General features: G+C 70.0%; 15 protein-coding genes. 10 read left to right on the forward strand and 5 right to left on the reverse strand.

Translation table 11 applies throughout. From position 1 onward, the window contains the following. Positions 1-6: 6 nt before the first annotated feature. The 3 genes from HEB94_RS43985 to HEB94_RS43990 all read left to right on the forward strand — a co-directional run bounded on the left by HEB94_RS43985 (position 7) and on the right by HEB94_RS43990 (position 1449). Positions 7-717 carry a hypothetical protein gene (locus tag HEB94_RS43985; RefSeq protein ID WP_192755335.1) on the forward strand — a complete coding sequence of 237 codons (711 nt, stop codon included), beginning with the start codon at positions 7-9 and terminating at the stop codon, positions 715-717. Between the two features lie 316 nt (positions 718-1033). After that, the gene (locus tag HEB94_RS53060; protein ID WP_273377332.1) at positions 1034-1168 is read left to right on the forward strand and encodes a hypothetical protein; all 135 of its coding nucleotides are present in this window, start codon (positions 1034-1036) and stop codon (positions 1166-1168) included. 80 nt (positions 1169-1248) lie between these two features. Continuing rightward, entirely contained in the window at positions 1249-1449 is a 201-nt protein-coding gene (locus HEB94_RS43990) for a hypothetical protein (RefSeq protein ID WP_192755336.1), read from the forward strand. Positions 1450-1735: 286 nt separating this feature from the next. Here the strand turns inward: HEB94_RS43990 and HEB94_RS43995 are convergent, their stop codons facing one another. The 3 genes from HEB94_RS43995 to HEB94_RS44005 form a co-directional block, all read right to left on the reverse strand. Next, positions 1736-2893, reverse strand: a complete 1158-nt coding sequence (locus HEB94_RS43995) for a glycerate kinase (protein WP_192755337.1) — start codon at positions 2891-2893, stop codon at positions 1736-1738. Next, positions 2893-4017: an enolase C-terminal domain-like protein gene (locus HEB94_RS44000; RefSeq protein WP_192755338.1), complete on the reverse strand. Its 1125-nt coding sequence runs from the start codon at positions 4015-4017 to the stop codon at positions 2893-2895. The genes HEB94_RS43995 and HEB94_RS44000 overlap by 1 nt, the downstream gene beginning before the upstream one ends. A 70-nt stretch (positions 4018-4087) precedes the next feature. Then, on the reverse strand, positions 4088-5422 hold the full coding sequence (locus HEB94_RS44005) for an alpha-galactosidase (protein ID WP_192755339.1): 1335 nt from the start codon (positions 5420-5422) through the stop codon (positions 4088-4090). 379 nt (positions 5423-5801) lie between these two features. On the opposite strand from HEB94_RS44005, the gene HEB94_RS44010 reads away from it, so the two are divergent. Together HEB94_RS44010 and HEB94_RS44015 are read left to right on the forward strand one after the other, a co-directional pair. Next, on the forward strand, positions 5802-6617 hold the full coding sequence (locus HEB94_RS44010) for a hydroxypyruvate isomerase family protein (RefSeq protein WP_192755340.1): 816 nt from the start codon (positions 5802-5804) through the stop codon (positions 6615-6617). 199 nt (positions 6618-6816) lie between these two features. Next, positions 6817-7539, forward strand: a complete 723-nt coding sequence (locus HEB94_RS44015; protein WP_192755341.1) for a GntR family transcriptional regulator — start codon at positions 6817-6819, stop codon at positions 7537-7539. A gap of 24 nt (positions 7540-7563) precedes the next feature. Here HEB94_RS44015 and HEB94_RS44020 read toward each other — a convergent pair whose 3' ends face one another. Continuing rightward, on the reverse strand, positions 7564-9126 hold the full coding sequence (locus HEB94_RS44020) for an MFS transporter (protein WP_192755342.1): 1563 nt from the start codon (positions 9124-9126) through the stop codon (positions 7564-7566). A 71-nt stretch (positions 9127-9197) separates the two neighbouring features. On the opposite strand from HEB94_RS44020, the gene HEB94_RS44025 reads away from it, so the two are divergent. Beyond that, a complete protein-coding gene (locus HEB94_RS44025) occupies positions 9198-9884 on the forward strand; it encodes a TetR family transcriptional regulator (RefSeq protein ID WP_192755343.1) in 687 nt (228 codons plus the stop codon). A 71-nt stretch (positions 9885-9955) separates the two neighbouring features. Here HEB94_RS44025 and HEB94_RS44030 read toward each other — a convergent pair whose 3' ends face one another. Next, positions 9956-10384 (reverse strand): hypothetical protein, encoded by a 429-nt coding sequence (locus HEB94_RS44030; RefSeq protein WP_192755344.1) that lies wholly within the window; start codon positions 10382-10384, stop codon positions 9956-9958. A 458-nt stretch (positions 10385-10842) separates the two neighbouring features. On the opposite strand from HEB94_RS44030, the gene HEB94_RS44035 reads away from it, so the two are divergent. From HEB94_RS44035 to HEB94_RS44050, 4 genes are all read left to right on the forward strand, one after another. Next, positions 10843-11913, forward strand: a complete 1071-nt coding sequence (locus HEB94_RS44035) for an NYN domain-containing protein (RefSeq protein ID WP_202896864.1) — start codon at positions 10843-10845, stop codon at positions 11911-11913. A 119-nt stretch (positions 11914-12032) separates the two neighbouring features. After that, complete coding sequence (locus HEB94_RS44040; RefSeq protein ID WP_192755346.1) at positions 12033-12440, forward strand: ArsR/SmtB family transcription factor; 408 nt, start codon at positions 12033-12035, stop codon at positions 12438-12440. Continuing rightward, the gene (locus tag HEB94_RS44045) at positions 12437-12871 is read left to right on the forward strand and encodes an SRPBCC family protein (RefSeq protein ID WP_192755347.1); all 435 of its coding nucleotides are present in this window, start codon (positions 12437-12439) and stop codon (positions 12869-12871) included. Before HEB94_RS44040 ends, HEB94_RS44045 begins: the two co-directional genes overlap by 4 nt. A 49-nt stretch (positions 12872-12920) precedes the next feature. Continuing rightward, positions 12921-14255: an SGNH/GDSL hydrolase family protein gene (locus HEB94_RS44050; protein ID WP_192755348.1), complete on the forward strand. Its 1335-nt coding sequence runs from the start codon at positions 12921-12923 to the stop codon at positions 14253-14255. The last annotated feature ends 1 nt before the right edge of the window (position 14256 follow it).

A 14256-nucleotide genomic window follows, 5' to 3' on the forward strand; every position in this document is an offset into this window, starting at 1 on the left:
CGAGACATGACTGAATGGAGTGCTCTCGCGCGTCGTCGGGCGGACGCCGCCCGGCGCGCCGAGAAGGTGCGAAGGCTTCCAGCGGAGGCGTACGGCCACCCGCCGGACTATGTGTGGCAGGACACGTTCCAGCCCGTCCCGGTACCGCCCCCCGGCACCGGCTCCGTCGTAGTCATGTCGAGCGAGCCAGTCTGGCTGCGGGACATCGGTCCCGTGGGCAGGCTGGAGCTGCCGTCCTTCATGCTGACGCGCAGATGGTCGGCGGAGTGGTACGGCGACATCGACGAAGACGACGACGCCCCAGTGCCTGAAGGATCTGTTCGTGTAGCTCCCGTCCTCGGTTGCCCACGTCCCCTTATGCACCGCCTCGGCGTGCTGGAGTGGGCGGCTCGCCAACCCGCCGCCCGCGTCGTCAAGACGGTCGGGGGCAGCGCGGATGAGATCCCGATGGAGCTGACTGCCGTCAATCGGGCACCGGACCCAGGGACCGGCTACCTGCGTATCATGCTCGATTCCAGCCGCCCCATCTGGTACGCGGTGTGGTTCGACATCTACACCGGCCTCGCCGAGTTCGCCGACGACGACCTACGCGCGGTCATCGAATGGGCGCAGGCACAGCCAGCCGAAGACAAGCTGATCACCGGGGACGCGCTCGACGAACAAGTGGATCTCGCTGCGTTCCTCCAGCACCCCGACCGCTATCTGCAAGCACTCTGAGAAGACAGCCAGTCCAAGGGGCGGGGGTACCCCGCGTTCTGAGAGGACGACCATGCCGATAGGTGACTACGACGGGCCTACTCCCCCCAAGTACGGACCCGAGACCGAGCCGGACTGGGTGCAGTCCCGGATTGCGGCCGAGGCTGGCGACTACGAGAAGTCGATCGCCTACGGGCTTATGCACGTCGGTGCGTGCCTAGAGATAGTCGGCCAGAGACTCAGCGAGATTTCCTCCGCTCTAGAGGGGCCAGCTCAGCCTGTTGACCCTGATGACCCCCGCAGACGGCGGGATGAACCCCACTGAGAGGACAGCGCCATGGCAACATTCCCCAGCACGTTCGGCGATGAGGACCACCCTCACAAGCCGACCCTGATCGAAACCAAGGTCCACGAAGCCATGGCGGCAGGGAAAGGCGACCTGGCAATCCGGCGCGCACAGGTCGCGAACTGAACGGGACACAAGAGAGGAAGCCCTGCGGTGGGGGGCCGAACAGCCCGCCGGGGGCCGGTCGACGAAAGGAGGTGAGAACTATGAGGAAGAGGATCCTGATCGCGGCGGCGATCATCGTGGTCGGCGCGGGGGCGGCCGGGGCGACAGTCGCGTTCAAGTCGGGCGACATACCGGAGTGGCTACAGGGCTGCGGAGGGGTGACGGGCACGCCTGGGGGCGGTTGGACCGGGTACTGCCCGATGCCGGAGCACAGCATCATCGGTGGAGTCGGCGACAAGTAAGTTGGTTGGGCCCCTGCGGCTCGCCCGCGGGCGCTAGGCGGGCGGTTCCGGCAGGGGCCAGCTTTTAGTGAAGATGCAACGCCTTGCCACACGTGAAGCACCCGAGAGTCGGCGACTGCACAACCGCTCGACCACCGGCGCGGCAAGTCTCCGCGCCCCAACCCTTTTTCTTCTTCGGCTTCGTCGGCTCAAGCTCTGGCGCCACAGGTAGCAGCGACAGCTCCCCGACCTCCGCCACGCCGGTGGCCTCGACGCCGAGCTGTACGGCCTCCAGGCCCGCGCCTACTCAAAGGGTGGCGCCGATCTGGCGGCCGACCTCGGCGAGGAGCCGTTCGGCCTCGGCGAGGGCAACCGCACGGTCCCCGCCGGCTGCCTCCATCAGGGACCAGGTCCGCTGGACACCGAGCTTCTCCCGGCCCTCCTCGCTCATGGCGATCTCTCCCGCGACCAGGAACACCGGTACGCCGGATCGGCGGGCGAGGTGCGCGATCGCCGCGGGTGCCTTGCCGTGCAGGGTCTGGTCGTCGCAGCGACCCTCGCCGGTGACGACGACACGGGCACCACCGAGATGGCGTTCGAACCCCAGGATGTCGAGCACGAACGCCGCCCCCTCGATGATCTCCGCGTCCAGCAGACCGTAGGCCGTCGCCGCGACTCCCCCGGCCGCCCCGCCGCCGCGCAGAGTACGGATGTCCCTTCCCGACAACTCCTGGACGAGCGCGGCGAACTCGTCGATCTCCCGCTCGACCTGGTCGGCCGCCTCGCCGGTGAGGCCCTTCTGCGGTCCGAAGACCGCGACGCTGCCCTCCGGACCGAGCAGCGGGCAGGTGACGTCCGCCGCGATCCTGATCCGGGCGTCGCGCAGACCAGGGTGCAGCCCGTCCAGGTCGACCGCCACGATCCGTCCGAGCCCAGCGGCTCCGGGCTCGACGGGGAGGCCGTCCCGGTCGAGCAGGCGCGCGCCGAGGCCGACCAGCAGTCCCGTACCCGCATCCGTGGACGCGCTGCCGCCCAGTCCCAGCACGATGTCGTCGCAGCCGTGGTCGAGCGCGGCGGCGATCGCCTGGCCGACCCCGACGGTGTGGGCCGTCATCGGATGCAGGGCGGCACCAGGCAGCGTGGACATGCCGCAGGTGTTGGCGAGTTCGACCACGGCCTGCCGGCCACGGCGCGCGACAACGCTGTCGACCGGCGTACCGATCGCGTTGACGACGGTGACCGGCAGCGGCTCGAACCCGGCGGCGATCGCCGCGTCGACCGTGCCGTCACCTCCGTCGGCGATCGGCGCGACGTCGATCGGCGCGTCGGGTCGAACGTCGTGGATGCCGCGGGCCAGCGCCCGCGACACCTCCAACGCGGTGAGGGAGTGCTTGAACTTGTCCGGAGCGATGACGACCGTCCGCGACGACAAGGCGTCCGCCGGGTGGCCCGATCCGACCGCCATCAACGTGCGATCTCGTGGGTGGCGACCGCGTGTCCCTTGATCCACTCCCAGTCGTAGCTGACCCCAAGTCCCGGCCCCGAGGGCACCGACACGCATCCGTCCACGCCGACCGCGCCGAGGTCCTCGGTGTAGCCGTCGCCGTAGACCGGCGGCATGACCGGGTTGCCGAGTTCGGGATCGAGCAGGCCGAGCTCGTAGTAGTTGGTGTTCCGGATCGCCGCCATGCAGTGGCGTTGGGCCGGACCGGCCGCGTGCACCTCGACGTCGATACCGAGCGACTCGGCCGCGCGGGCGGTCTTGATCACCCCGGTGATGCCCATGTCGAGTTCGGGGTCGGCTCGCAGCATGTCGGTGCCGCCGGTCAACGCGAGCGACATCCGCAACTCCAGCCCCCGCACGAACTCCGTAATGAGCAAGGGCGTCTTGACACGTTCGCGCAGGATCTTGTGGGCGGTCGGCGCGTCGCCGCGCAGCGGGTCCTCCCACCAGTACGCGCCCACCTCGTCGCAGACCCGGCCCAGCTTGAGCGCGTCCGCGAGCGTGGGCAGGCCCTTGCCGGGGTCGGTCATGACGTCGGCCCGGCCGGCCAGGCGTTCACCGACGGCGCACATCACGTCGATCTCGTCCTTGACCAGTCCGGTGCCGAACCCGTGGAACTTGTAGGCCCGGACGCCGAGCCTGACGCAGTACTCGGCGTAGTCGGCGTAGGCGGCCGGCGAACCCAGCGAGCCACGCCCCTTGGTGCCGCCCACGGTGCTGACGTAGGCGGGGAGGCGTTCCCGGTGCCGGCCGAGCAGCGCCCAGATCGGTGCTCCGGCGGCCTTGCCGGCGATGTCCCACAACGCGATGTCGACGGCGCCGTAGCCGATCCGGTCGTGCTTGGCGTGCGCGCGGTTGACCGCGTCCCAGAGCCGCTCGCGGTCGCGGTAGTCCTGTCCGACCACCATCCGCAGTCCGGCGAGGGTCTGCGGAACGGCGAGCGGCGGTGCGCTCCACAACGCGACGTAGCTGCCCTCGTGGCCGTCGTCTGTGCGCAGCTGGACCGCGAACTTCCGCAGGGCGCGGCCGGATCCTGGTACGTCGAACTCGAACTCGGTGAGGGTGGCGGACTCGACGATGGTCATGCGGCGGCCTTCCGGGTGCGGGTGTCGATGGCGGTCAGGCGCTGGGACCTGGCCGTGGCGGTGGGTGCGCTCATGTCGTCGCCTTCTCGCCCGGCTTGTGGATCCAGTCCTCCTCCAGCGCCTCCCACTCGCGCATTCCGGTGGCCACGGCCCGCAGGCGTTCCATCGTCGCGCCGTCGTAGTGTCCGAGTGACAGGCCGTCGCAGCCCGCGTCGACGGCCGCCTTGACGCTGGCGCGCAGCGTCTCCGGCGTCGCGTTCGGGCGGACGCCGAGCGCCGCCAACAGTGGCTTGTCATAGCCGAGGGCACGGCGGGCCTTCATCAGCTTCGCTCGTTTGACCGCCACGCCCTCAGGGGTGCCGAGCTGGTCGGAGTAGTCGGACTCGCGCACGGAGTCGACGTACTCAAAGGCCGACCGGAAGTTGAGTCCGGCGAGCTCCGGCTGCGACATGTAGGTGTTGTAGCGGAAGTCCACCTCGGGACGGGCGGCGTGGATGGCCTCGGAGATGACGCGGAAGAGGTCGTCGATGGAGCGACGCCGGAACAGCAGCCACGCGGCGAAGGCGTCGTTCTCCAACAACAGCTCGGTCTCGCTGTAGTTGCTCTCCCGCAGCAGGGTGCCCTCGTGCGCCTCCTCGAGGTCCCGGCCGGTCGAGACCATCGCGAGATGCCTGCTCTGCCGCAGGACCTCCTCCCAGTCGAGTCCCTGGGCGCGCGCCTTCGCCTCGCAGGCGGCGCAGAAGCAGCCGCCGGTCGCGACGGCCATCACCGCGGTCCAGCCCGCCGGTTTGCTGCTGGCGCTCACGGTGTTGCTGGACCGGAAGCCCGAGCCGAACATCACCAGACAGGACTGGATGAAGTCGATGTCGTGGTTGGCCGCGAGGTCGGTCACCAGGCCGACGAGGTACTCCTGGACGTCGGGGTTGTTCAGACAGGGCAGGGCCCGCTGGGCCTCGACGGCCTCGAAGGTTCCGACCGAGTTGCCGAACACGTCGCGCTGCAGGACGTCCGCGTACTGCTCCCGAGCCACCTGGGCGTCGAGGATCGTGTGCGAGATCTCGCAGCCGGTCTTCATTCCACGCGACCGGGCCGACTCGACCAGGGTGTCCAGCCAGTCGGTGCCGGCGAGGAACTCGCGGCTGGAGGTCATCGGCTTGATCCGGCCGGGATAGGCCTCTGGCCGCGGGATCCAGTAGGCGCGACTGTCCTCGGGCGTGTAGTACTTCCGGACCGGGTTGTGCGGGTAGAAGCGGGCGTGCAGCGGCCGCTTCTCCTTGTGCATGAGGCCGACGAGGTACGCCGAGTTGACCCCGGCCAGCGCCTCGAGGTTGTCCAGGCACCGGTCGACACCTTCGTCGGCCAGGTCCCACGCGTACAGGCTGGCTGCGATCTCGTTCAAGGGCATGGGGAGCGCCTCCGTCTCGGGGTCGGCCCCTTCCCCGTCACGGGGGAGGAAGGCCGTCGGATGCTCAAGCCATCAACGTTGTGCGCGAGGTCGAAAGTCGTCGCCGCGGCCGCATCAGGACACGGCCGAGGGCTGGAAGGGCGAGCACGCGGGTGGGTCCGGTACCCATCCGATGGAGCTCGGCGTCGAGTCCACCTGTTGCCTCCTCCTGAAGGGATGCAGCAGCCTTGCGGAACGAGATCGACCCTGGCGTCTCCTGACGTCGCGAACTGGCCGCGGCGGAGGCGTGGACATGACTGTTTCAGCCGGATAACTTGCCTGTCAAGCAATCTAGTCAGACATGTGCACAAGTGGCTCGCGTACCCGAAGGAGAGCGCCGATGCGGACGTCCCGGCCGGTCCTGAACGTCTCGATCACCCTCCGAGCCCTCCCGCTCCTGGAGCGGTTCGAGGCAGCTCGGCGACTCGGGTTCGAGCAGGTGGAGTTGTGGTGGCCGTTCGACTCCCCCACGCCCGGCGAGGGCGAGGTGAGCAGCCTCGTCGCGGCGTTGGACGATGCCGGCACCCGGCTGCGTGGGCTCAACCTCTTCGCGGGCGACATGCCGGCCGGTGAACGCGGAGTCGCCTCGAACCCCGAGCGGGCCGGAGAACTCACCGCCAACCTCGACGCGGTCCTCGCCATCGCGGAGGCGACCGGATGCCGGCTCTTCAACTGCCTCTACGGTCACCGCGACGAGCGCTGGAGCGAACAGCAGCAGGCCGAGACGGCCGACCAGGCGATCGCGGGTGCGGCCGACCGGTTGGCCGCGCTCGACGGCGTGGTCCTGATCGAGTGCCTCGCGCAGGGTGAGAACGGTGCGTACCCGCTCACCAGCCTCGAGCACTGCGCCGCGGTCGCCGACCGGGCGAACGCGCTGAGCACGCACGGCAACGTCGCGCCGCTCCTGGACCTCTACCACCTGGCACGCAACGGCTTCGACATCGTGGAGAGCGCCGCCCAGTGGGCGAAGCGGGTCGCGCACTGCCAGATCGCCGACGCGCCCGGCAGGCACGAGCCGGGCACGGGCGACCTCCCGCTGCGCGAGGCGATCGACACGTTGTACGCCAACGGGTACCAGGGGTTGGTCGCGGGAGAGTTCGTTCCCGCGTCGCCCGAGGGCCCGACCACCGCGTGGGTCGAGGACCTCGGGTGGTGAACGGGAGCGTGCGAACGAAGGGTGTGAACGACGGTTGGTGAACGAGTCATGCTGAACGTGCATCCGTATTCTGGACGCGTCGGCGGCGTCCGCTGATCCGCTGTCGGCTACCGTCTCCGCGTGCCGTGGCGCGAGGTCGAACGTGTCCTCGCACATCCGCCGCGGCATCCCAGCGTCCGAGTACCAGGAGGACGGTCCCATGGATCTTCAGTTGGAGACACGCTCACTGGTCGACGCTGTCACGCACGCCCTGCGCGACCGGATCCTGACCGGCGAGATCCCTGCCGGCGCGGCGCTGACCGAACAGACCGTCGCGACCGGGGCCAACGTCGCCCGGCCGACCGCCAAGGCCGCGATCGAACGCCTCACGCACGAAGGCCTGTTGCGGCGAGGAGCCAACAAGACCGCCCGGGTTCCCCAACTCGACGCGGACGACATCGCCGACCTGTACTTCAGCCGGATGTTCCTCGAACGCGAGGCCGTCGCGGCGCTGGCGCGGGCGAGCACCGTCCCCGAGCCGGCCTGCGACGCGCACCGGCGGTTCCAGATCGCGGCCAAGGACCGGTCGCTCACCGGCATCGTCGAAGCCGACATCGACTTCCACGTCGCGTTGGTGGCGGCCCTGAACAGCCCGCGGGTGAGTCGTATGCACACCTCGGTGATGGGTGAGGCACATCTGTGCATGGCGCAGGTGCAGGCGCACCGGCTCCTGACCGCGAAGACCATCGCCACCGAGCACGGCGCCATCGTCGACGCGATCGCGTCGGGTGAGGAGGAGACGGCCGCCCGTCTCCTCGTCGACCATCTCGAACGCGCCCGGGACCGGCTCGTCAACAACCTCGCGGTCATCTCCGCCACGGCGGCCGGCGCGGCGGCCACCGTGCCGGACCCGAGCCCGGACACGGCGGCCGCGGAGAGCTAGGACACGACCTGGTACACCGGCCGGTCAGCCGACGCGCTCGACCGTGCCGACGGCGCCGTCGCCCTGCGGAGACGCCGGTTCGCTCGGCGTGCGCCGCAGCAGCAGTGTGACCGCGAGGGCGGTGGCGGCCATCACGACCGTGCCCACGATCGCCGACAGTGCCATGCCCTGCGTGAACGCCTCCTGCGCCGAACCGAGCAGCGCCGTTCCGATCCGTTCGGGTAGCTGGCTCGCGACCTCGACCGCTCCGGGGAGGGTCTCGCGAGCCGCCTCTGCGGCTTCGCGGGGCACCCCACTGGCCGTGACGGCGGCGACCTCGGCCCGGTAGACCGCGGCTCCGATGCTGCCCAGGATGGCGATGCCCACCGCGGCACCGAGTTCGCTGCTCGCCTCGGACAGCGCGGACGCCGAACCCGCACGCGCGGCCGGGGCGGCACTGACCACCATGTCGGACGCCAGTGCGAGGACGGCGCTGATCCCGAGCACCATCACGGCAAACCCCAGCAGCAGAACGGCGAGTGGGGAGTCGACCCGGATCTGGGTCATCACCGCGAAGCCCGCGGACACGAGCACCAGGCCGCCGCCCACGACGTAGCCCGGACGGAGCCTGCGCAGGAGCGCCACCGCCAGCAGCGCGCCGACCGGCATCACCGCGACCACCGGGAGGTTCCACATCGCCGCCTCGAACGGCCCCATGCCGAGCACCAACTGGAGGTACTGCGTGCTGAACAGCAGGAAGCCCACCATCGCGAACATCGTGAGCGTGCTCGCCGCGATCGACGTACTGAAGGGGCGGTTGCGGAACAGCCGGACGTCGAGCATCGGATCGGGCAGGGTGCGCTGCCGACGCAGGAACACCAGTCCGAGCAGGGCGCCGGCGAGGACCGACAGCACCGGAACGACCCCCAGGCCGTCCTCCGCGATCCGCTTCACGCCGTAGACCATCGCGAGCACCGCGACCAGGGAGAGGACGACGCTCGCGAGGTCGAGGCGACCCACGCCCCGGCTCCGGAACTCCGGCAGCAGGACCGGCCCCAGCACCAGCAGCAGCACCATGAAGGGCACGTTGACCAGGAACGCCGATCCCCACCAGAAGTGCTCGAGCATCGCCCCACCGACGAGCGGGCCGAGCATGGCGCCACCGGAGAAGCCGGCGGTCCAGACGGCGATCGCCGTGCGACGTTGCCCCGGGTCGTGGAACATGTTGCGGATCAGCGAGAGTGTCGACGGCCCCAGGGTCGCGCCCGCGACACCCAGCAGCGCGCGGGTCGCGATGAGCATCTCGGCGCTGGTGGAGTACGCCGCGAGGACCGACGCGATGCCGAATGCCCCCGCGCCGACCAGGAGCAACCGGCGACGGCCGAACCGGTCGCCGAGCGTGCCCATCGTGAGCAGCATGCCGGCCAGCAGGAACCCGTAGATGTCCATGATCCACAACATCTGGGCGCTGCTCGGCCGCAGGTCGGCGCTGAGGAAGGGCAACGCGAAGTTCAGTACGGACATGTCCATCGAGACGAGCAGGCACGGGAGGACCAGCACGGCGAGGCCGAGCCATTCCTTCCGACCGGCCTTTGCCGTGTCAGTCATGAGCCGAACTATACGCACGTATTAAACGCTCGTATAGGACGTTCGTATAGCGGCTTGGGTAGGCTTCCCCCGTGGGACATCGAGAGGACCTGCTCGCCGGGGCGCGGAAGTGCCTGTACGAGCGCGGATACGCACACACCACCGCCCGCGACCTGGTGGCGGCATCTGGCACCAACCTGGCCTCGATCGGCTACCACTTCGGTTCCAAGGAGGCGCTGCTGACGGAGGCGCTGATCTCCGCGTTCGACGAGTGGGGCGAGGAGCTCGTCCACGTCGCGCGCACCAACGCCGTCAGCGGCAAGGGCGCGCTCGAACAGATGGAGGCGCTGTGGGTGTGGATGATCGAGTCGTTCGACCGGCTGCGCCCGCTGATGATCGCCAACTTCGAGGCCTTCGCCCAGGCCTCACACTCCGACCGGTTGCGGGCCCAGTTGGCGAGCTACTACGAGCGCTCCCGGCAGGAGTACGTCGAGGCCTTCGCCCAGGCCTCACACTCCGACCGGTTGCGGGCCCAGTTGGCGAGCTACTACGAGCGCTCCCGGCAGGAGTACGTCGAGGCCTCCAGGGAGTTCACCGGAGTCGACGGTGCGGAGGCGCGCGCCGTCGGCTCGTTCCACATGGCTCTGCTCGACGGCCTGATGCTGCAGTGGATCCTCGACCCCGAACACGCACCTTCCGGCCAGGAGATGGCGGGCGCGTTCCGCTCGATGGTCGAGCTGGTACGCCGCGACGACGCGAGCACCCCTCCGAGCGGCTGACCCGCGCGGAGTCGGCCGGGCCGCCATGCGGCGCCCGGACGCCTACGGACGACCGGGCGCGCGGCGCCGCGCTACTTGTGCGTCCGATGTCGTAGGCCCAGGCGGTCCCGGAAACCGGTCGGGTGCTCCGCCTCGGCCCGCTGCCCCGGGACCTCGCCCGAAGTCCCGGGCTTCGCGGACCCGGAGCGCTCGCCCTCGAGCCGCTCCATGCGCTGGGCCTCCCGCTTGCGCAGCTCGTCCGCCTCGCGACGGGTGTGCCGCAGCTCGCGCCGGTGGGCCCTGGCTCGGTACGCGGCCCTCGCCATCATCGCCAGGCCCAACATGCCGACGAGTCCCGTGATGACGCCCCAGAAGAACACCCAGCCGGACGACATCGGCACCGGCCAGCCGAAGAGCGTGAAGTTGCTGGCCAGCGTCGCGTCGGCGCCCTGGTTGGCCGCCGTTCCGACGACACCGACCACGGCCGCCGCCACGAAGAGGATCAGCCCAAGGAAGAACATGAAGCTCGCCTCCGCACGCGTCGAGATCTCCCCACCCGCGGGTCCGAGCGACGCCAAGCGGAGGGCGCGCGGCCCTCGTACTTCAGATCGCCGTGGGCCCACGGCGTGCTGCCAGTCAATCGCCGCTTCGCGACGTCCGTCAAGGTACGGCAGTCACTGGTAAACGCCCAGGTGAGAGTGGATACGACCGGGGGCCGTGCCCGAGCGGGACAAGTCCGGAGAATGCCGCGTCCCGCTCCTTCCCCGCCCACCCGGCACGAGCTCTCCGTCCGCTGAGTCCAGCCGTGTCGCACCCGCTCACCCGGTCGGCCGAGCCGACGGACGGCGGTGGGTACCCGCCTCTGCCGATCGGCCGATGTGCCGGGTGGCTCGCCGGCACGAGCCTGGATGCCATGCAGCCAGCATCCACGAGAACCTCCTCGACACCAGGCCGGGCGCCGACCTCCGCGCCTGGATCCGTGCTTTCCCGATGGCCGGCCTGGGTGGGGTACGCCGCCTCGGCCTGGTCGCTCCTGTACGCCGCGCTCGGCCTCTTCTGGACGTTCGGCGGTGCGGGCTTTCCGTTCGGAGCGGGGCACGACCCCGAACCGCTCGAGTCCATCCTCGGCGGGCTCCCACGCACGACCGCCGCTCCCGTGATCGCCGGGTTCGGACTGATCGGCACGGTGGTCGCTCTCGCGAGTACCCGGCCCGGGGCGCTGCGTCGTCCTGGCCGCAACGCCGCGCTCCGGATCCTCGTCCTGGGCTTCGCGGCCCTGAGCGCGGTGGCGCTGCTGGTCGTGATCCCGGACCGGCGACTGCTGATGATCGTGGCGTACGCACCGATCCTCGCCGGCATGGGCCTGTGGGTCCTTCTCACCGGATCGGACCTGCCGACCATCGCCAACCTCGGGCTGTGGACGCTCACCCACCAGGTCGGCAGCGTGCTGGGCGGGTTGGTGTGGGCGGGGGTCGCCGTGTCCTTCGCGCGCCGGAAGCGCGCCGCCTGCGTCAGGTGCGGCCGCGGTGACCAGACGCCGGCCTGGACCACGTCGGCGGCTGCCGCGCGGTGGGGACGCTGGGCGGTCGGGGTGGCGGTCGTCGTACCGCTCGTCTACGCCGCGACCCGCTGGGCCTGGGCCCTCGGGATCCGGCTCGGTATCAGCGAGGAGTTCTACCAGCAGGGCAGGGCGAACAACATCTGGTGGGCCGGAGCCGCGCTGGCCACGCTCGCCATCGGCGGCGCCGTCCTCACCCTCGGCCTGGCCCAGCGATGGGGTGAGACCTACCCGCGCCTGGTGTGGTTTCGGGCCGGACGCCGCGTGCCGCCCGCACTCGCCATCGTGCCCGCCTCCCTCGTCTCGATCATCGTCACCTCGGCAGGACTGGAGTACCTCCGACTGATGTTCCGTCCGGAGTTCCAGGAGAACTCCTGGGCCACCATGGGGCCGGAACTTCTCTGGCCGCTGTGGGGTGTCGCCCTGGCCGCCGCGACGCTCGCCTACCACCTGCGCCGCCGGGGCGCCTGCGCGGACTGCGGGCGCGGGTGAGCACGGCAGGCTCCCCGTCCTCCGCTGACTTCTTCCGGGATGCGCCGAACCGCCCTTGACGACGGCGCCGGCGAGCCCTACGTTTAACCCATCCGTTAATTAACGGAGAGGTTAAACAGATGGCAACCGATCGACTCAGCATGATCTTCGCGGCGTTGGCGGACCCGACCCGCCGGGCGATCCTGGCCCGACTGGCGGAGGGCGAAGCGACCGTCTCGGAGCTGGCGGAGCCCTTCTCCATCAGCCTTCCAGCCATCTCGCGGCACCTGAAGGTGCTCGAGGAGGCCGGGCTGATCACGCGGAGACGGTCGGCCCAGTGGCGGTCGAGCAGTCTCAACGCCGGCCCGCTCCGCGAGGTCATGGGCTGGATGGAGCACTACCGGGAGTTCTGGGACGCCAACTTCGACCGGCTCGACGCTCACCTCCGACGGATCCAGGCAGAAGCCCCCACACGACAGCCCGGCGAACCCTCCCGGGCGAAGACCACGGACCCACAGAGCAAACCCAGGAAGAGGGCAGAGAGATGACCGAAACCTCCCCCGCCAACGAACTCGTCATCAGCCGGGTCTTCGACGCGCCCCGCGAACTCGTCTACCGCGCCTTCGTCGATCCTGACCAGCTCGCCGAATGGTTCGGCCCGGAAGGGTTCTCCATTCCGCGGGAGTCGGTCGACATCGAGGCACGGGTGGGCGGCCACCAGCGGTTCGAGATGGTCAGCGACGCCGACCCGACCTTCAGGTCCCCGGTCAACGCCCGCTTCACCGAGGTGGTCGAGAACGAGCTGCTCGTCGGCGTCGAGGAGAACTCCGGCATGAATCTGCGGGTCGAACTGCACGACGAGGGCGGCCGCACCCGTCTCGTGTTGCGTCAGGGCCCCTACTCCGAGGAGTTCATCGGCATGGCCCGCGACGGTTGGGACAGCTCTCTCGGCAAGCTCGAGAAGCTCCTCGGCGTCTGAGCCCGTCGTAGACGGCAGAGGACCTGCGACGTAAAGGACACCGACAGACATGAGCCTTTCGACGGTTCGCATTCTGGCGGCCGGAGCGGTGGCCGCGGCGGTGGTGGCGCTGGGAGTCCCGGCCGGTGCTGCCACCGCCTCCGAAGCCACGTCCCTCGCGACCGGCAGGTGGACGAGTACCTGGTCGGCGTCGCTTCACCACCCGACCCCAAGCAACGACTGGCAGGGATCCAACTGGTCCGTGCCGGGGTTCACCGACCAGTCCGTTCGTCAGGTGGTGCGGGTGAGCACCGGTGGATCCCAGGTACGGATCAGGCTCTCCAACCGCTACGGCGCCGCACCGCTTCGGGTGACAGGGGCGACGGTCGCCAAGGCGGCGACCGGCGCGGCCGTGCGACCTGGCACCGTGCGTCAGCTGACGTTCGACCGGTCGCGGTCGACCACGATCCCGGTGGGCCAGGAGACGACGTCGGACGCGGCAACGATTCCGGTCGGGCCGCTCGACTCGCTGGCGGTGACACTGTACTTCGCGGGCTCCACCGGACCGGCCACCTTCCACGAACTCGCGCTGGCGACGACGTACCGGGCCCAGGGCGACCGGCGGTTCGACCCGAGCGCCTCCGCGTTCGCCGGAGAGACCTCGCACTCGTGGTACTACCTGACCGGCGTTGACGTCGCCGGCAGAACCGGTGGGTGGGCAGGACGCCACGGCAGCGTGGTGGCGCTCGGTGACTCCGTCACCGAGGGCTACGGCTCCACAGTGGACGCCAACAACCGCTACCCCGACCAACTCGCCGAAAGACTTGTCCGGTCTGGCCGGCCGATGGGGGTGGTCAACGCCGGAATCGGCGGCAACAAACTGCTCGGCGACTCCACGTGCTTCGGCGCCAGCGCGGTCGACAGGTTCGCGAACGACGTACTCGCCCAGCCCGACGTGCGGACGGTGATCGTGCTGGAAGGTGTCAACGACATCGGCACGGGTGGCATGCCCGACTACCTCGGGTGCGGCGCTTCGCCCACAGTGACGGCCGCGCAGCTCATTGATGCTCACCGCGGCCTGATCCGCGCGGCGCACGGGCGCGGTGTGCGGATCGTCGGCGCGACGCTCACGCCGTTCAAGGGAAGCTTCTACGCCCCCGCCGAGGAGTGGGAGGCGGCGGAGAAGGCCGGGTCCGTCCCCGCCGCGGAGCGGGTACGCGATGCGGTGAACACCTGGATCCGCACCAGCGGGGAGTACGACGCGGTCGCCGACTTCGACTGGGCGCTCGCCGACCCGGCGGATCCGGACGCGATGCGGGCCGCCTACGACGGTGGCGACCAACTCCACCCCAACGACGCCGGCATGGACGCCATGGCGAACGCGATCGACCTCGGCAGGCTCTGAC

Source organism: Actinopolymorpha pittospori, from assembly GCF_014873875.1.
Taxonomy (GTDB): Bacteria; Actinomycetota; Actinomycetes; order Propionibacteriales; family Actinopolymorphaceae; genus Actinopolymorpha; species Actinopolymorpha pittospori.